The sequence below is a fragment of the Microcoleus sp. CAWBG58 genome (assembly GCF_020883045.1).
In the GTDB taxonomy this organism is placed as follows: Bacteria; Cyanobacteriota; Cyanobacteriia; order Cyanobacteriales; family Microcoleaceae; genus Microcoleus.
The window spans coordinates 73,009-89,489 of sequence record NZ_JAHRFA010000025.1 but is presented as its reverse complement, the minus strand read 5'-3'; the positions used below and the strand labels follow the sequence as shown (position 1 = coordinate 89,489).

At 46.7% G+C, this 16,481-nt stretch carries 16 protein-coding genes and 1 tRNA gene; 9 read left to right on the top strand and 8 right to left on the bottom strand.

Annotated features, from left to right (window positions below; genetic code table 11):
- Positions 1 to 263: 263 nt before the first annotated feature.
- Positions 264 to 1,043 carry a Tat pathway signal protein gene (locus QZ918_RS13620; protein WP_293335866.1) on the bottom strand — a complete coding sequence of 260 codons (780 nt, stop codon included), beginning with the start codon at positions 1,041 to 1,043 and terminating at the stop codon, positions 264 to 266.
- 3 nt (positions 1,044 to 1,046) lie between these two features.
- A complete protein-coding gene (locus tag QZ918_RS13615) occupies positions 1,047 to 1,556 on the bottom strand; it encodes a hypothetical protein (protein WP_293335864.1) in 510 nt (169 codons plus the stop codon).
- A 155-nt stretch (positions 1,557 to 1,711) separates the two neighbouring features.
- Here QZ918_RS13615 and QZ918_RS13610 point away from each other — a divergent pair, with 155 nt between their 5' ends.
- The 5 genes from QZ918_RS13610 (at position 1,712) to QZ918_RS13590 (ending at position 8,089) form a co-directional block, all read left to right on the top strand.
- Positions 1,712 to 3,142, top strand: coding sequence for a helix-turn-helix domain-containing protein (locus QZ918_RS13610; RefSeq protein WP_293335862.1), 1,431 nt, complete (start codon positions 1,712 to 1,714; stop codon positions 3,140 to 3,142).
- 271 nt (positions 3,143 to 3,413) lie between these two features.
- Positions 3,414 to 4,835: a signal recognition particle protein gene (gene ffh / locus QZ918_RS13605; protein WP_293335860.1), complete on the top strand. Its 1,422-nt coding sequence runs from the start codon at positions 3,414 to 3,416 to the stop codon at positions 4,833 to 4,835.
- A 409-nt stretch (positions 4,836 to 5,244) separates the two neighbouring features.
- Entirely contained in the window at positions 5,245 to 5,853 is a 609-nt protein-coding gene (locus tag QZ918_RS13600; RefSeq protein ID WP_293335858.1) for a Uma2 family endonuclease, read from the top strand.
- A 275-nt stretch (positions 5,854 to 6,128) separates the two neighbouring features.
- A complete protein-coding gene (hemB, locus tag QZ918_RS13595; RefSeq protein WP_293335856.1) occupies positions 6,129 to 7,112 on the top strand; it encodes a porphobilinogen synthase in 984 nt (327 codons plus the stop codon).
- Between the two features lie 488 nt (positions 7,113 to 7,600).
- On the top strand, positions 7,601 to 8,089 hold the full coding sequence (locus QZ918_RS13590; protein WP_293258281.1) for a GNAT family N-acetyltransferase: 489 nt from the start codon (positions 7,601 to 7,603) through the stop codon (positions 8,087 to 8,089).
- A gap of 279 nt (positions 8,090 to 8,368) precedes the next feature.
- Here the strand turns inward: QZ918_RS13590 and QZ918_RS13585 are convergent, their stop codons facing one another.
- The 6 genes from QZ918_RS13585 to QZ918_RS13560 form a co-directional block, all read right to left on the bottom strand.
- Positions 8,369 to 9,304, bottom strand: coding sequence for a sensor histidine kinase (locus QZ918_RS13585; RefSeq protein WP_293335854.1), 936 nt, complete (start codon positions 9,302 to 9,304; stop codon positions 8,369 to 8,371).
- Between the two features lie 25 nt (positions 9,305 to 9,329).
- Entirely contained in the window at positions 9,330 to 9,932 is a 603-nt protein-coding gene (locus tag QZ918_RS13580) for an L-threonylcarbamoyladenylate synthase (RefSeq protein WP_293335852.1), read from the bottom strand.
- A 60-nt stretch (positions 9,933 to 9,992) separates the two neighbouring features.
- Positions 9,993 to 10,931 carry a peptide chain release factor N(5)-glutamine methyltransferase gene (gene prmC, locus QZ918_RS13575; RefSeq protein ID WP_293335850.1) on the bottom strand — a complete coding sequence of 313 codons (939 nt, stop codon included), beginning with the start codon at positions 10,929 to 10,931 and terminating at the stop codon, positions 9,993 to 9,995.
- A 455-nt stretch (positions 10,932 to 11,386) separates the two neighbouring features.
- Entirely contained in the window at positions 11,387 to 12,250 is an 864-nt protein-coding gene (locus QZ918_RS13570; protein WP_293335848.1) for a Tic22 family protein, read from the bottom strand.
- Positions 12,251 to 12,403: 153 nt separating this feature from the next.
- Positions 12,404 to 12,477 (bottom strand) — tRNA-Pro (locus QZ918_RS13565).
- 231 nt (positions 12,478 to 12,708) lie between these two features.
- The gene (locus tag QZ918_RS13560) at positions 12,709 to 13,260 is read right to left on the bottom strand and encodes a GNAT family N-acetyltransferase (RefSeq protein ID WP_293152075.1); all 552 of its coding nucleotides are present in this window, start codon (positions 13,258 to 13,260) and stop codon (positions 12,709 to 12,711) included.
- 247 nt (positions 13,261 to 13,507) lie between these two features.
- On the opposite strand from QZ918_RS13560, the gene QZ918_RS13555 reads away from it, so the two are divergent.
- The 4 genes from QZ918_RS13555 to QZ918_RS13540 all read left to right on the top strand — a co-directional run bounded on the left by QZ918_RS13555 (position 13,508) and on the right by QZ918_RS13540 (position 16,287).
- Positions 13,508 to 13,684, top strand: a complete 177-nt coding sequence (locus tag QZ918_RS13555) for a hypothetical protein (RefSeq protein WP_293152041.1) — start codon at positions 13,508 to 13,510, stop codon at positions 13,682 to 13,684.
- 391 nt (positions 13,685 to 14,075) lie between these two features.
- Positions 14,076 to 14,384: a zinc ribbon domain-containing protein gene (locus QZ918_RS13550; protein ID WP_293335872.1), complete on the top strand. Its 309-nt coding sequence runs from the start codon at positions 14,076 to 14,078 to the stop codon at positions 14,382 to 14,384.
- A gap of 47 nt (positions 14,385 to 14,431) precedes the next feature.
- Positions 14,432 to 15,157, top strand: coding sequence for a hypothetical protein (locus QZ918_RS13545; protein ID WP_006631881.1), 726 nt, complete (start codon positions 14,432 to 14,434; stop codon positions 15,155 to 15,157).
- A gap of 263 nt (positions 15,158 to 15,420) precedes the next feature.
- Complete coding sequence (locus QZ918_RS13540; RefSeq protein WP_293335845.1) at positions 15,421 to 16,287, top strand: alpha/beta fold hydrolase; 867 nt, start codon at positions 15,421 to 15,423, stop codon at positions 16,285 to 16,287.
- The last annotated feature ends 194 nt before the right edge of the window (positions 16,288 to 16,481 follow it).

Here is a 16,481-nt window from a genome sequence, read left to right as displayed (position 1 = left end):
CAAATCGTAAAATAAACCCGCCCCAATCCCACGATTTGACTGTAGGGGCGGGTTCGCCAACCATATTTGACACAAACAAACAGGTGAAATAAACCCGCCCCCACCCCACCATTTGACGCTCGAACACGCAAAAAATAAACCCGCCACAATCCCACGAATAGGGGAGGGCGGGTTTATCAATATTCTGGATGTGAATCAGAAATAATGGTGAACCCGCCCCTACAGGATTGTCGTAATTGCGATCGTTGTAATGCTGATTTCCCCTAAAACCTCACCGTCAACAAAATCACCCGCCGCGGCTGATCTTCCGCTTCAATAGTATACTCAACCCGCCCAAAACCTCTCGGCCCCGGTTCAACTAAATCGTAGCGAGATGTCACCGTACCCGCCGCTGTATCGTATTGAGCAAAAACCGCACCGGGATTCCTCCCAGCAGACGCATCGGCATCTCCTCCCCAAGAGATATTATCATCTATTCGCGATCGAGTTGGCAATACAGAAGCCGCGATTTCAGGAGGTGTCAATCTTTGATCGGCTAAGACTCTTTGAGCGTTATGAATCGCGCACATTGTCGGCCCGGAAATTTTGGAATCGCTGTATTGATCTTCCCACTTTTGTACGAAGCCAAAGCCAACATTGGGACCGAGTTTATCCTGTCTTTGCCGGCCCCACAAACTACTGATAGTCGTGTTCCCTGGAACACCACTGCCAGTCATGGCTAATTCGGTTCTTTTGCTAGTAAAATTGCGGCTGACAAATTCTTTGTCTGCGGTGCGAATCCGGTTGGCGGCGGCTACCTCTATTTTACTGCTAACATTACTATTACCTTGTAAAATTGGTGAGAGAACGCCGGGGATGGGTTCGGCTGCACAATGTTTTTGAATGCCGTTAAAAACGCGATCGGCTGATAAAGCACTAATCGGAAATTCTAGGGAATAAGCTTCGGCAGGTTTGGGGAAAAAGATGCCGGATGTGGCAGAAGCAGCAAAAGAAGCGCCACCCCAGATGACGATCCGATTAAATTGACGGCGGCTGATACTCATAATTTATCTACCCCCTGGAGAGCGCGCCCCTGGCTCAATTTGAGCTTTCATAAAGTAGTAGGGAGTAAAACTCTGACAATTTGTGGCTCTAGCACAAAATACTTCTACTGCTAGACTTTTGCCATTGCTAATATCTACTAGCATTGTATTTACTTGACCTCCATCACCAGTGCGAGAAGCTACTTGATTTCCGTCTACATAAACATCTATTCGTGCTGGTGGGGAGTTTTCGGTGTCAGGAATCGCAAACTCCAGTCGGAGAGAAGCGGGGCCACCAGCAAGCCTACAAGTTATAGCAGTACCATTTTGAATATATAAAACAGTGGTGTAAATTTGTCTGCCTACAGAAATATCTCGTTGGTCACTCTTCCAGTAACCAGATCGCTTAACACATGGGAGGTCAGCCAAAGGAATAGGGCGCTGGGCCTGTGCCACTTGTGCGCCAACTGTCGCTAAACTAAAAGACAATACCCCAGCCGACAACAAACCGCTGAGCCACCGATCGCGCTTCATATAAAATATCCTCTCAACACCTTAATGAATTAATATAAAGGATGAGCTGTGTAGGAAAAATCCTGACTTTAGATAGATGACAAAATCAAAAATGTCACTATTGTACGAAATGTCAGGTATAATAAATGGCGTAAACTCCAGCTTTTCCCGAATCTATGGATATTGCAGAAGTCTTGACACTGGCAGATCAGCTAATTTTTGCTAAGACGGGAAAGCATTTAGATTACGTGCAAGATGCTATTCTGCGGGGGACATTAGAAGAGGCAACTTACACGCAAATTGCTCAAGAACTTTACTCAAGTCCAAGTCATGTCAGAAATGTCGGATCGGACCTTTGGAAAACACTTTCTAAGGGATTGAAAAAAAATATTACTAAAAACAATTTTAGGGCCGTATTAGAAAATAGTAAAATTTATAATTATCAATCAGCAATCGTTGGCGAAAATGTAACAGTTGGTGAGAATGTAACAGTTAATCATAATTTTAACGTTTGTTCTGAAAAAGCCCGATCGCCCAAAACACCCCAAAACCCCCAACCAACAGCAAAACAGCCCCGCATCGACATAGGCGATGCACCAGAAATCTCCACATTTTTCGATCGCACATCCGAACTCACCACCCTCGAAAACTGGATTTTAAGCCGCACCCGCCTCATCACCATCCTCGGCTTATCCGGTATTGGCAAAACCGCCCTGACACTCCAACTAATCCCGCAAATTCAATACGAATTCGACTGCATCATCTGGCGCAGCCTCCACAACGCGCCACCCCTCCAAACACTCCAAACCGACATAATTCAATTCCTATCGCAACAGCAAGAAACTAACCCCCCCAACCCCCCCTTATCAAGGGGGGGCGAAGAGATTCAACCTCTTTCTCCCCCCCTTAGCAAGGGGGGGCTGGGGGGGGTAATCCACCATTTACGATCGCACCGCTGTCTCATCATCCTCGATGACGTGCAAACAATTTTCAGCAGCCAACAACTAGCAGGAAGCTATCAACCAGGCTATGAAAATTACGGCACATTCTTCAAACAAATAGCAGAATCATGCCACAACAGTTGCTTAATTTTGATTAGTTGGGAAAAACCCAGAGAAATTGCATCCTTAGAAAACCAGCAGAAAAATTGTCAAACATTGCAACTCAATGGTTTAGGAGAAGCAGCGCGAGAAATCTTCACAGAAAAAGGCTTGGCAGAATCAGAAAAATGGTCAGAATTAATCGACCTTTACCGAGGAAATCCCTTGTGGTTGAATACAGCAGCCGCTGCAATTCTAGACTTATTTAACGGCAATATTTCTGATTTCTTATCCTATGATAGCTTAGTTTTAGGAGACTTAGAATATTTATTGCAGCAACATTTTCAGCGCTTGTCAGACTCCGAAAAACAAGTCATGTCCTGGTTGGCAAATCAAAATAAACCAGTCGAAATCTCAAAAAAGCCAGCCCTGCTCGAATTATCGCCATCAGAATTTCTAAAAGCCGTCGAATCCTTGAGACGGAGGTTGTTAATCGAAAAAGTCCAAAAGGGCGATCGCACCCTGTTTGCAGTCCAACGGGCGATCGCAGAATACTTAAACAGTTGACAGTTGACAGTTGACAGTTGACAGCGAAGTGATAAGAACGGAGATTTAAACTCCGTTCTTATCACAATCTGCCGACCTGAGTAAGGGCTTCAAACCCGTGCTATTCGTTGAAAAGTCACATTTTATAACTTCAAAAACATCCAAATTAATCAGCGTTAATTCGCGTTCATCAGCTATTAAAAAATTAAAAATACAACTTTTAGCAAAACATTAATCCAAACAGCCCCGTTTAGTCCTAAAATAAAAAAGACTGACTAGCCAACAAAGCCCTATGTTTGAAGCCCTTGCCGATCGACTCGAATCCACCTGGAAAAAACTGCGCGGACAGAATAAAATCTCCGAATCCAACATCCAAGACGCCATCAAAGAAGTCCGCCGCGCCCTCCTGGAAGCCGATGTCAACCTCCAAGTCGTCAAAAACTTCGTCGCAGAGGTAACGGCCAAAGCACAAGGCGCAGAAGTCGTTACAGGCGTCCGTCCAGACCAACAATTCATCAAAATCGTCCACGACGAACTCGTCCGCGTCATGGGGGAAACCAACGTACCCCTCGCCACCGCCGAATCCGGGCCCACCGTCATCCTGATGGCTGGTTTGCAAGGAACCGGGAAAACCACAGCTACCGCCAAACTAGCCCTGCACCTCCGCAAGCAAAATCTTACCGCACTGCTAGTCGCCACGGACATTTATCGACCTGCTGCGATCGACCAATTGCTCACCCTCGGCAAACAAATCGATGTACCCGTATTTGAACTAGGTACCGATAACGACCCCGTAGAAATCGCCCGCCAAGGCATCGAACACGGCAAACAACTAGGCGTAGATACCATCATCGTCGATACAGCAGGCCGCCTGCAAATCGACCAAGACATGATGGCGGAATTGCTTCGCATCAAACAAACAGTACAACCCCACGAAACGCTGTTAGTTGTTGATGCCATGACAGGCCAAGAAGCAGCAAATTTAACCCGCACCTTTCACGAACAAATCGGTATTACCGGCGCCATCTTAACCAAATTAGACGGCGACAGCCGCGGCGGTGCAGCCCTCTCCGTGCGGCAAATATCCGGCGCGCCGATTAAATTTGTCGGTGTCGGCGAAAAAGTGGAAGCATTGCAACCATTTTATCCCGATCGCATGGCATCGAGAATTCTCGGTATGGGCGATGTCTTGACGCTAGTCGAAAGAGCTCAAGAAGAATTCGACATCGCCGATGCCGAAAAAATGCAAGAGAAAATGCTCACGGCAAAGTTTGACTTTACCGACTTTCTCAAGCAAACCAGACTGTTAAAAAACATGGGTTCCCTCGGCGGCATCATGAAAATGATTCCGGGGATGAACAAACTCACCGACGAACAAATGCGGCAAGGCGAAGTGCAGTTAAAACGCACGGAAGCCATGATTAATTCCATGACAACTGAAGAACGCCGCAACCCCGAACTTTTAGCAAGTTCTCCATCCCGCCGCCGCCGCATCGGCAAAGGCGCAGGCTACGCAGAAAACGACGTAACAAAACTCGTCAGCGACTTCCAAAAAATGCGTACCATGATGCAGCAAATGAGTCAAGGTAACTTTACAGGAATGGGTGGATTGCCGGGAATGCCAGGAATGCCGGGAATGCAGGGAATGCAGGGAATGGGCGGCCAGAAGAAAAAGAAAAAAAACAAGCCTAAAAAAGGTTTTGGTCAGTTGTAAAAAATAGTTTGTAGTGAGGACTTCAGTCCTCTCTTTGATGCGGACTGAAGTCCTCACTACAAACCTAAAGCAACATTTTTGAATAAGGTTTTGGTCAGTTGTAAAAAATAGTTTGTAGTGAGGACTTCAGTCCTCTCTTTGATGCGGACTGAAGTCCTCACTACAAACCTAAAGCAACCAAGAAAAAAATAAGTCTAAAAAAGGTTTTGGTCAGTTGTAAAAAGTTTGTAGTGAGGACTTCAGTCCTTTCTTTGATGCGGACTGAAGTCCTCACTACAAACCTAAAGCAACCGTAGAGTGCGTCGCGATCGACAATCTGCACACCAAAATTGAAAATCTTACAGCGACGCACCATGCACAATCGTTTTTTTGTTACCAAGTTTATACCCAAAAAACCCTGGAATTGAATATGGTACAAACATTTACTGAACCACAAACTATATCTCTAGAAGTGCCGAATTCGATCGCCCTTTTAGTCACCGGCGAGCAATTTGAGGCCCTAACACTGGCAAATCCAGACTTGAGATTAGAAAGAACCGCACAAGGAGAATTAATAGTGAATCCACCCACCGGAGGCGAATCAGGCAATAGCAACCTCAGCATCAGCGGACAACTCGATCGCTGGTGCGAATTAAATGAGGATTTAGGAAAAGGATTTGACTCTTCTACTGGATTCATCCTTCCTAACGGTGCTCGCCGTTCTCCCGATGCTTCCTGGGTGAGTCGAGCTCGCTGGGAAGCACTAACACCAAAAGAACGAAAAGGCTTTGTTCCGCTGTGCCCCGATTTTGTAGTAGAGTTGCGCTCGGCATCTGATAGTCTGTCCACCCTGCAAGCGAAGATGCGGGAATACATCGACAACGGTGCGAGATTGGGCTGGTTAATTGACCCCCAAAACCGGCGGGTAGAGATTTATCGACAGCAAGCAGAAGTAGAAATATCGATCGATCCAGCCGAGTTATCGGGTGAAGATGTATTGCCGGGATTTGTGTTGAATTTAAGGCGAGTTTGGAGTTAAATTTCCTGTACGCCCCATACCAGAAGATGGCGCCAGAGTCCCGGACAGAGAGATATTTGGCTTTGTAAGGCCACGATATATGTACCTGTTGCCTTACAGCTTTTTGTGCGATGCTTTTTCAGTGCCATCAAGTTCTGACTGCGAACAAGGGACATCATGGGTTTTACAGAACTTTACTTGGGTTGACGGCGATCGACCAACAATAAGCTTTAGACTTTTAAACAAACGTCGCGAATCCCAGAAATCCGGACTTTAATCTACCGTAAAAAAACATTATGTTTCCAACTCACCGCCCCCGCCGCCTCCGCAACCATCCCCAACTCCGCCGGATGGTACGCGAAAATATCTTGACAACCAGCGATTTAATTTACCCCCTATTTGCCGTACCGGGGGAAGCTTTTGCTAAAGAAGTTACCTCGATGCCCGGAGTTTACCAGCTATCGGTAGACAAAATCGTAGAAGAAGCAAAAGAAGTTTACGATCTCGGTATTCCCGCGATTATTTTATTCGGCATTCCCGCAGACAAAGATACAGACGCGACAGGTGCTTGGCACGACTGCGGCATCGTCCAAAAAGCGACGGCAGCAGTTAAAGCAGCCGTACCAGATTTAATTGTCATGGTCGATACTTGTCTGTGCGAATATACGAGTCACGGTCACTGTGGCTATTTAGAAGTCGGAGATTTAAGCGGGCGAGTTTTGAACGATCCGACGCTAGAATTGCTGAAAAAAACTGCCGTTGCTCAAGCTAGAGCTGGTGCAGATATTATTGCACCTTCGGGAATGATGGACGGTTTTGTGGGAGCAATTCGCGAAGGATTAGACTCGGCTGGATTTGAAGATATTCCCATCATGTCCTACGCGGCAAAATATGCCTCAGCTTATTATGGCCCGTTCCGGGATGCAGCGGAATCTGCTCCGCAATTTGGCGATCGGCGTACCTATCAAATGGATCCAGGAAATGGCCGCGAAGCTCTCAAAGAAATTGCTCTCGACATTGCTGAAGGTGCGGATATGCTAATGGTTAAACCAGCTTTAGCGTACATGGACATTATCTGGCGCGTCAAAGAAGCCACTAATTTACCAGTTGCTGCTTACAACGTTTCTGGAGAATACGCGATGGTGAAAGCCGCCGCCCTCAACGGTTGGATTGATGAAGAAAGAGTGGTGATGGAAACCTTGACAGGATTCAAGCGTGCTGGTACCGATTTGATTTTGACTTATCACGCCAAAGATGCCGCCCGCTGGCTAAAAAACTAATTCACTCGATTTGAGATTTGAGACGAGAGTATTGACTCCACAGTCCAATTTTTTTGGTACTACGGTTGTCAATACTTTTTTTGATAAAATTTTGAGCCATCATATCAAATCCGATTGCATCATCCTGTCTTCATCTCCATCTTCTCTCTCTGTGCCCTCTGCGCTCTCTGTGGTTAAATAAATCATTCCGATACAACCGGAAACGATATGACACACCCTACAAGCCACTGTCAACAAAAAAGATGACCCAATCTTAAATCTCAAATAGTACCACTTATGACTGGAAAACTTTGAGTCAAAAACTTTTCACAAACTTTATACAAAAAAGTATTAATAATTACGGAAATTAGTTGCGTTTTGTGTATAAATAAAAATAGTTTTGTAAGTCGGGAATTCAATTGTCGAGCGTTCCCAAGGAAAATCAACTTTCACTCCTGCAAGACCGTAAAAGTAACACAGTTTAGATAAAAGTTAAAGGCACATTGAGCATGACATCAACGACTAGAGATTCGAGTCACATTCAATTTTGCACAAGTCGCGATCGCGTTGACATAGTACAAATCCAAGAACTATTTAAAGCCGCGGCCTTTTGGGCGAGGGCGCGCAAGATAGAAGATTGGGAAATTGCGATCGCCAATAGCGAACCAGTTGTGACAGTTTGGGATGGGCCGCGGGCGATCGGCTTTGCCAGGGCCACCTCAGACGGCATCTATCGAGCCACCATTTGGGATGTCGCCATTCATCCAGATTACCAAGGTGCAGGACTCGGCCGCAAATTAGTGCAAACTGTCTTGAGTCACCCTCGGATGTGCCGAGTAGAGCGAGTTTACCTGATGACAACTTACAAACAAAGCTTCTACGAGCGCATCGGTTTTCAGCATAACGCCAGCACCACAATGGTACTTGAAAATCAGCTCCTAGAAGAGAATATCGAATTAGAAATTAGCAAAGGCGAATTGCTAACTGCTATTTGCTAAACCAGCACAAAAATCGCACCAAAATCTATAAATAGTATGGCGTGCTATTCACACCATACTATTTACAAATAATTCACCGAATAGCCGGGGTTTGAAGCCCTTACTCAGGTCGGCAGATTGTGATAAGAACGGAGTTTAAATCTCCGTTCTTATCACTTCGCTGTCACAGGTCAACTGTCAACTGTCAACTGTTTAACTCTTCCCTCTTCCCGACCTCCATTAAATCCCTTTATTTAATCCGTTACATCCGCTACCAAATCCGTTGCCGAACTTCCTTCTTCACAAACTTGCCAAAGGAATAGAACACTGAGTGCGGTTAAAATTGGACTCTTCCGACTCAGAAGGCACAGCCAAAACTTCCAACTTTCCCTTCATCAAAGTTAAAAGTGTCTGATTCATCAACAACCTCATGCCAGAAGAGACGTGAGAATTATCGCTGCTCTTAGTAGCATCCGACTCCAAATCGTGCTTCAGCAAATCCCAAGATTCGCTCCAAGCACTAACCGAGCGCTGATCGTCCACCCAAATATGAACGCATCCAGATTCCGGCGAAGAATGTGCAGAAACAGAAATACTTCCCTCCTCCATCTGAGCAATAGCAGTATCTATCAAATTGACTAAAACTTGCCTAAATCTCGGCAAATCTGCCAATACATAAATCCCCGGATCGGGCGGTAATATCTCCAAACGAATGCTGCGATTAGCAGCTTGTAAGTAAGTTAAATCATCAATTTCATCAAAAACCTTAGCTAACTGAATCGGCTCAACATCCATCTTGTCAGTGCCGTGTTCAGTTTTAGCAACAGAGATAATTTCATCTATCAATTTCACCAGCTTGAGTGCTGCACCGTGAGCTTGTTCGACAAACTCTCGTTCCTCAGCAGGATCGTCGCACAAATCCGACAGAATTAATTGGAGCGTACCAATCATAGTGCTCAGGGGCGATCGCAACTCGTGAGAAGTTCGAGCCAAAAAACCCGCCTTAAATAGACTCATCTCCGATGCCATCTGATAAGCCAATTGAGTTTGCTTCAGTTGCTCGGAAAGGGCATCAAACTTCTCTAAATCATTTTCTTGAGGAGTTGGGGGTACATAGGGCGCAGGTTCTGGCTGTTGCGAGCTTTTTTGCCGCCCGCGCCAAATCAAACTGCTTCCCAAACCCAGTCCCAGCCCCATACCTAAATATATCAAGTCGCTCCAGCCGATCGGCGTCATATTGCTTTGCCTAGGAGTTTAGCTTTTAGCATTTTAGCTCGATCGCGCCTTGTCGCAATATTTCCCAACCGCCGCCAGTCCATTTAGCCACAGTCGAAGGCAAACTCGAAGCCGTCGGTGCGGTTGGCGCTGTTGCTAATTCAGTAGCAACTAATGTCAAGACTTCGGGAAACTGCGCCTCAATTTCTGCCACCGACGACAGAGGCGCTTGGCCCGATAAATTAGCACTGGTAGTAGCCAAAGGGCCTGTCTGCCCTAAAATCTTGAGAGCAACGGGAAAATTAGGTACTCGTATGCCGATCGTACTGCGATCGATCGCATTCATAGCAGCCGGCACCAGTGGCGAAGCCGGCAGCACCAAAGTTAACGCCCCAGGCCAATAGGATGCAGCCACTTGCTGCCACAAATTGAACTCTCCTGGACTCCCCTGCACGTAAGGCCACAAAGCCTCCGCCGATGCAGCCATCAAAATCAGCGGTTTGTCTTGACGGCGCCCTTTAGCTGCAAAAATCAACTCCGCGCGATCGGGCCGCGCCGCCAAAGCGGGTACAGTATCAGTGGGAAAGCTGACAATATAATCTCCTGAAATTGCTCCTTGAATCAAGGATGCGATCGAAACTTGAGTCATCCGATTTTAGATTTTAGATTTTAGATTTTAGATTTTAGATTCTCAGTATATTGTTGGAATCTAAACACGATAAGCTAAAGCAAACCGATCGACTCCTGCTAAATCCGCAAATATCCGAACATCATCATAACTCCCGTGACTTTCCAGCAGATCGGCCACAGCAGAGGCTTGTCCCGCCATCATCTCAACCAACCAAACTCCCCGAGATTCTAAATAATCGGGAGCCGTATTTACCAAATGCCGGATGCAATCTAAGCCGTCAAAACCGCCATCTAAGGCCAGGTGAGGTTCGTGTTTCAAAACTTCCGGTTGCAGAGTCAGCACCGTGCTGCTGGGAATGTAAGGCGGGTTAGACACCATGCCCCTAACTTTACCCTTGAGAAATTCTAGCGGTTCCCACCACAAACCTTGATAAAAATTAATTCGCGATCCAAAGCCTAAATTTTCAGCATTCAGTCGAGCCACTGCCAAAGCTTCCCAACTGCAATCTACTGCATGAATTGTAGTATTTTTCAACGCACAAGCCAAGCCGATCGCGATCGCCCCGCTGCCAGTTCCCAAATCCACCCAATGCGATGCTGGATTCACTGAATAGCTTTTCACAGCATCCACCGCCAAATCGATCAGCAATTCCGTTTCAGGACGAGGAATGAGCACCGCCGGCGTTACTTTCAGCGAAAAATCCCGCCAATGTGCAACTCCCGTTAAATACTGCACCGGCACCCGTTCCTGCAACCGCCGCTGCCAAAGTCGATCGAGTTCTGATACAGACAACTTTAATTTAATTTCTGGCAAATCTTTAAACGACTCCAAACGCAGAGCCAACTTATCCAAACCTGCCAGCTCTTGCAACAGCCAGTCGAGTTCTGCTTGGGGAATTTCAGAGGCGATCGCATCAATCTTAGCTTGATTCACCCACTGCCAAAGCTCTAAACCGGAAACAAACATAAAACTTTTTGGGAATTGGGAATTGGGAATTGGGAATTGGGAATTGGGCATCGGGCATTGGGAATTGGGAATTGGGAATTGGGAATTGAGAAATAGTAGGTTGATTCTATACATCCAACAATCCAACCTACCAACTTAGGAATGAGAATTAAATAACTTACAATTTGATGGTTTTTGTAGGATGGGCGTCCCGCCCGTCCCACTTTCAATAGTGTAAATTATTTAATTTGCGATCCTAAGTAGCACATGAAACCAGTTTTTGGGTAAATCCTGTGGGGAGCATCTCAATGAATGCAAAAAGCAATTTCTTCACAGTGCGAGCGTCCCCGCTCGCGAGTTGGATAGATCGCGAGCGGGGACGCTCGCACTATAAAATCACAACTGAGATGTTCCCAATCCTGTCTCTAACTAATGACTAATGACATTCGCGAGCGGGGACAGCACTAATGATTAATAACGTTCGTGAGCTATATGATCTCGCACTACTGACCAATGACCAATGACTATTAGCGAGCCGGTCGAGCTGGGGCTGGAGCCGGTCGAGCTGGAGCTGGAGATGCCGCCGGTCGAGCTGGAGCTGGAGATGCCGCCGGCTGTTGATTTTGGCCAGCACCAGCCGGTTGACGCGATCGCACATATTCTATTGATTCCCGCGACGGAATTAAAATCATTTGGCTCAAAGACGGGTCATTTTCAGTACCCAAAGCTTCCAAAATCCTCTCCAAGTTCACTACCTCAATCTTGATTGTGGCAGTCACATTTGGCTGCTGTTGCTTAAAACGCTCGATCATTTCCTGCAAGTCCTCCTTATTAAAAAACAGAGGAAGCTCTTCTTTACCGCCCCGTTGAATCGTCAAATAACCATTTTCCGGGCCACCTCTCGCCACAAACAGAGGTACACCGTTTAACTCGCTAACTTGTTGCCCAGTCTGCTGAAGTACAGTTTTCGCCGACTGTACCTGCTGCGCTGCCGGAATAAAAGCAAACAGCACCTGATCCGGCTTGCCTTTATTTTCTTGAGCCAACCGATAAATTTCTCCCAGTGACACGGGTGTCACGCGCGCCGACGCCGCCAATTGAGAATTTGCCGTTTTCAGTTGATCGACAAAAGCTTGAGCATCTTTCTGGCTGATGAAAATTCTGGCTACCGAAGCATTACCAGTTTGACCCTGACCTTGCTTGGGAACAGAAGTGATGAAGAACGCATCCCGATCGTCTGTAATCGTAAATACCGGCACCGGGCGTAGCTTTTCTACAACTTGTGGCACTGGCAATGCGAGTGCAGACATCTTGTTGGCAATGGGCGAGGGGCCGAGCAGAGTGCAGCCCACAATACCCAATATTGCGCCTAAACGAACTAATGATTTCATGTTTTTCCACTCCCGAGCGATTCTGAAACACATTAACGCAAAGACTGGCTCCTTGACACGATCGGCAAAAACTACCTCAATCGGTTGGCATTTTGAACAAGTGCAAACCTCAGCCGCAGCTTGTGCTTGAATCTATTATTTAAAATTGTGCGATCGGGATGACAGGATTTGAACCTGCGACATCCTGCTCCCAAAGCAGGCGCGCTACCAAGCTGCGCTACATCCCGGTGTATTGGCTATCTCTTAACCATTAACGCAGAAAACCACCTGCTTGTCAAGCTTTTTTTTATTTTAGCTTTCGATGCAGCTACGTCGAAGTTTTTTTAAGGTTGTGGGGCTTGACAAGCTGCGGGGATACATAAAAGCGTAACTGACCGCAGCCCACAGGCTTGTGAGGTATTTGGCAGCTTGAATATTCGATTTATTCAACAAATCAATGCTGACCTCCACCGGACGAGCTAATCTGGATACCAAAACATACCTTTAATGCCCTCTGGATCGGACATAAAGCCCAAATTTCGGTAAAAATCCACCACCTGAGGGTCAGCAAATAAGGTAATGTTGCTGATGTCTTCACTGCGGAGTTTTTTAATGATGTATTTCATCAGTGCCTTGCCCATGCCTTTACCCTGGTAATCAGGATGAACTACCACATCCCAAAGGGTGGCATTAAAAGCATGGTCTGAAGTCGCTCTGGCGAAACCGACCAGCCGTCGCTGGCTGCCCCGTATCTCCCACATAGAGACGACTAGAAAGCTGTGCACAATAGCTTTTTTGACTTTACGCAGGGGACGGCGGGACCAACCCACTGCATTACAAAGTTCTTCGAGTTCGTAGAGGTCAATGTCCCGATCGCAACTAAAAAAGATGCGAGCGTTGCCGCTGGCGGGTTTGCGAAACATTGGGGAAAGCGGATCGCCTAACCCAAGAGCCACATCTTCCTCAAATTCCGCTGTTTGGGGTACAGAGGCAGACTCAGAACTACTAAATAAGTTTTTCCAAAAACCCATGCAGGCGCGGTTAAGGTAGTAGAAGTTGGACGATGTGAAAGAGAACCCGATAGATAAACCCACTCCGATCGGCGTGGGATGAACTGCGGGTAGCCTCTTGAGGAACAGTTTACGGTACACTCATCTTACGCCGAAAACAGGGATTTGTCGTCCAATATTGACTCTGTGCTTTTTTGCTTCTCGTCAAGTTTGGTAGAACTGTTCTCCTAGCCTGTGCCAGGACAACCCAGTGTTAAGGTAAAATTTGTTGCCCAACCAGGACAGAGGCATTTTAGGAATTGCTTCTTTTGAGTACCGCCGATCGCGTCGGAACTCATATACTTGGTGGAAAATGCTAATGGAATGGCACAACCGTGACATTCTAGTTAGATATTCCCAGACAGACTTGATTTTTGTTGTTAGTGAGGAGGCGGGCGAAATTTAAGTCGAATCGTCAAATCGAAAATCCCATTGCCATAAGGCATGGGAGGACTAACTAAATAACAAATTTGCCGGACATTACGGGACAACCGGGTTTGATGGCAATAAATTCCTTGAGTTTGGAGGTGGTGACATGGGTCGAATAGCTCGTCTCTGTCAACACCTAGATAACCTAATGAGCCGAATGTCTCAAGCTACGAAACAGCGCCGAAAACGGATGAGACAAGCGGCTCACCGTATGAGAATACGCATTCGTAATTTAGTAGACGAATGCCAAAAACAAACCGCTTGCTATTTAACTAGCAACTATAGAGTCATATTTCTTCCGACTTTTGAGTCTTCCCAAATGGTCGCCAAAGCACGAAGAAAGATTCGTTCAAAAACTGAAGCGAGCCATGTTGACATGGGCGCATTACAGATTCAAACAAACCATCAAACATCAGGCAAATGTTAGAAATGTCAATGTGATTGATGTCACTGAAGAATACACGTCTAAAACTTGTACCCATTGCGGTCACGTACATCAAAAGCTAGGTGGTTCTAAAGTGTTTACTTGTCCTGAATGTGGCTGTTCAATCCCACGAGATTACAATGGCGCTTTTGGTATATTACTGAAAGCTTTGCGGGATACCGCCTCTATCTCCTATGAGGGTGATAGTGCTCTCGTTACTTTGTCCGCTAATAGCCGGGCAAGTGTCGCGTAAATGTATCAGTCAATACCTAGTATATCTCCCGCACCTTCCCCTCAATTATGGCTTCGGGTTTAAAACCATCTACACTAGAACTTCTCAAGCGCTTTAACCGAGCGTTTCCACAGTTTTACGAGCAATTTGTCAGCAGCGAAATCCAACTGCAAAACCTCAAATTAGCTTACCAACTTTACAAAACTCGGCAAGCAGTCATCGAAATTAGAGCCGAAGGTAACAAAAGTGCCCTGCATTTTGCTTACCGGAATCAGTCTTTTCTACTGAGCGACATTTTCGGTGTGCTGGCTGCCTACGGGCTCACGATTCACAGTCTCAGTCTCTACGGTCAAATTTACCCGCCGATGCTGGTATTTATCAAATTGGTGGTATCTCGCGGTGGCAAGGTACTGGCAGATAAAACCGCAGAAAACGTCTGTAGGGCGGTTCGAGAGGCCTTGGCGGGGCATTTTGAGGTGGAAGAGATGTTGGCTGTGGAATTTAATTTAGACGCGGGTTTGGAGGATGTGGCTACTGAATTTTACGTCGATCCGGTTTTCCACTTGCCGGCTTTGTTGATTGAAGCAGATAACCAGCCTGGACTTTTTTACAAAGTTATGTATGCCATCTGGCAAGAGGATTTGTTGGTGGTAAATGCAAATTTATTGGTTTGGCGGGGGCGAACTCGCTTGATTCTCTATTTGTTGGGCCCCAATGAAAGTTTGATTCCTGAGTATCTGGGGCAGAAAATCGCTGAGGGAGTACGACAAAGATTGTTGGGCGAGCGGTTTTAGGAATAGCGCCTGACGCTGGTGAAAGCCGGTTTCTCACAACAACGTTTGGAGCTATCAGATCGAGCTTAAGGACGTTCTTAATTCCTGAAACCCTTGATTTTATTACTTCTTTGTGATTTCTGCTTCCGACTTGCATTTCTCTTGCGTTCAGAAACTGGGTTTTTGCTCAAAACCTGATATTCATCCAGAGAAAGTTAAACTGAGCCGATCGCCCTCCAGTAACAGCCGATCCCTCTGTGTTGATTTCGCGATAGGATAAAATTATGGCAACCATCGACATCCTAGGGGTTCGGCACGCTTGCGATTTGACGGCTCCCACTCCTACTTCCCCGGTTCTGGTATTTGTCCACGGCTGGCTGTTAAGCCGCCGCTACTGGCAACCTCTGACAGATCGCTTGGCACCCAGCTATCAGTGCCTGACTTACGATTTGCGAGGGTTTGGGGATTCTCAATCCGACGGCGATGATAGTCGCGAGCGAGGAGAATCGCTAAGTTCCTACACTCCCGCAGCCTACGCTCGCGATTTGGAAATTTTACTCAAAAAACTGGATATTTCTAGTGCTTGGCTGGTGGGACACTCTCTCGGCGGTACGATCGCTCTTTGGGGAGCCAGCCAATTGTGCGATCGTATTAAAGGTGTTACCTGTATTAATGCAGGCGGCGGCATCTATCTAAAGGAAGAATTCGAGCGATTTCGAGCCGTCGGCACACAGCTAGTAAAAATGCGTCCCCGCTGGCTGCCTCATTTGCCACTAGCAGATTTGGTGTTTGCCCGCGATTCTGTCGATCGCTCGATCGGGCGATCGTGGGGACGGCAGCGCTTGAGAGATTTCGTGGCAGCCCATCCAGATGCAGCTTTGGGGGCTTTGTTGGAATCCACCACAGAAGCCGAGATTCACCTGTTGCCACAAATAGTGTCCCGACTCAAGCAGCCTGTGTATTTTATTGCAGGCACTAAAGACAAAATTATGGAACCAAAATACGTGCTGCATTTGGCTAGCTTTCACTGGATGTTCCAAGGTTGTGGCGAAAATGTACTTCAGCTTCCCGATTGCGGCCATTTGGCAATGGTGGAACAGCCAGATGCAGTGGCTAGTTACCTGCAAAATATTCTGAAAGAACATGATTAGAGGGCATCGGCCTTCCCAGGGCATGGGGCATGGGGGCATGGGGCATCGGCCTTCCCAGGGCATCGGGCATCGGCCTTCCCAGGGCATGGGGCATGGGGCATCGGGCAAACAGGGCATCGGGCATGGGAGGTTATTGGCAACCAATAACGAATAACGAATAACCAATAACGAATAACCAATAACGAATAACCAAT

What these genes read in the sequence shown, in the direction of transcription:
- QZ918_RS13580 (WP_293335852.1), bottom strand. Translation starts at nt 9,932, where the DNA reads ATGACTCAAGTTTCGATCGCATCCTTGATTCAAGGAGCAATTTCAGGA.
- QZ918_RS13540 (WP_293335845.1), top strand. Translation starts at nt 15,421, where the DNA reads ATGGCAACCATCGACATCCTAGGGGTTCGGCACGCTTGCGATTTGACG.
- QZ918_RS13585 (WP_293335854.1), bottom strand. Translation starts at nt 9,304, where the DNA reads ATGACGCCGATCGGCTGGAGCGACTTGATATATTTAGGTATGGGGCTG.
- hemB (WP_293335856.1), top strand. Translation starts at nt 6,129, where the DNA reads ATGTTTCCAACTCACCGCCCCCGCCGCCTCCGCAACCATCCCCAACTC.
- QZ918_RS13560 (WP_293152075.1), bottom strand. Translation starts at nt 13,260, where the DNA reads ATGGGTTTTTGGAAAAACTTATTTAGTAGTTCTGAGTCTGCCTCTGTA.
- QZ918_RS13610 (WP_293335862.1), top strand. Translation starts at nt 1,712, where the DNA reads ATGGATATTGCAGAAGTCTTGACACTGGCAGATCAGCTAATTTTTGCT.
- ffh (WP_293335860.1), top strand. Translation starts at nt 3,414, where the DNA reads ATGTTTGAAGCCCTTGCCGATCGACTCGAATCCACCTGGAAAAAACTG.
- QZ918_RS13570 (WP_293335848.1), bottom strand. Translation starts at nt 12,250, where the DNA reads ATGAAATCATTAGTTCGTTTAGGCGCAATATTGGGTATTGTGGGCTGC.
- QZ918_RS13550 (WP_293335872.1), top strand. Translation starts at nt 14,076, where the DNA reads ATGTTGACATGGGCGCATTACAGATTCAAACAAACCATCAAACATCAG.
- QZ918_RS13620 (WP_293335866.1), bottom strand. Translation starts at nt 1,043, where the DNA reads ATGAGTATCAGCCGCCGTCAATTTAATCGGATCGTCATCTGGGGTGGC.
- prmC (WP_293335850.1), bottom strand. Translation starts at nt 10,931, where the DNA reads ATGCCCAATTCCCAATTCCCAATTCCCAATTCCCAATTCCCAAAAAGT.
- QZ918_RS13600 (WP_293335858.1), top strand. Translation starts at nt 5,245, where the DNA reads ATGGTACAAACATTTACTGAACCACAAACTATATCTCTAGAAGTGCCG.
- QZ918_RS13545 (WP_006631881.1), top strand. Translation starts at nt 14,432, where the DNA reads ATGGCTTCGGGTTTAAAACCATCTACACTAGAACTTCTCAAGCGCTTT.
- QZ918_RS13590 (WP_293258281.1), top strand. Translation starts at nt 7,601, where the DNA reads ATGACATCAACGACTAGAGATTCGAGTCACATTCAATTTTGCACAAGT.
- QZ918_RS13615 (WP_293335864.1), bottom strand. Translation starts at nt 1,556, where the DNA reads ATGAAGCGCGATCGGTGGCTCAGCGGTTTGTTGTCGGCTGGGGTATTG.